We start from the raw sequence: 365 nt of genomic DNA, 5'->3' as shown, positions 1-365 counted from the left end.
GCTTTGAACTGAATTCCCAGCCGCCTTCTGACAGTACCGTATTGGCCGCTGCAGGAGACCAGCAGGATGACGAAAAACAGCAAGAAGACAAAAGTGCAAAAGCCAAAGAAGAGGCAGAGCAAAAGGCGCTGAAAGAGAAAGCGCGTGAACGGGAAGAACAAGCGGCTGCAAAAGCGAAAGAGAAAGAGCAGGCAGCTGCCGAAGAACAGGCAGAGAAAAAAGCCCAGGAAACTGCGCTAGCAGAACAAAAAGCACGTGAGGAAGCGGAGGCAAAAGCGAAAGCTGAAGCCGAACAGCGTGCGCAAGCCGAAGAAGAGCAGGAAGAAACACCGACTGCCGGCGGCAAGACAGTGACCGTCCAATCG

At 53.4% G+C, this 365-nt stretch carries 1 protein-coding gene; it reads left to right on the top strand.

What is annotated here, in order from left to right:
* Positions 1-365: hypothetical protein (locus R0J92_RS21955; RefSeq protein ID WP_411053205.1), on the top strand; the 365-nt coding region annotated here is incomplete at both ends.

Origin of the sequence: Tritonibacter sp. SIMBA_163 (genome assembly GCF_046535935.1) — a bacterium.
GTDB classification, from domain to species: domain Bacteria; phylum Pseudomonadota; class Alphaproteobacteria; order Rhodobacterales; family Rhodobacteraceae; genus Epibacterium; species Epibacterium scottomollicae.
This window is presented reverse-complemented; position numbering and strand designations above follow the sequence as displayed.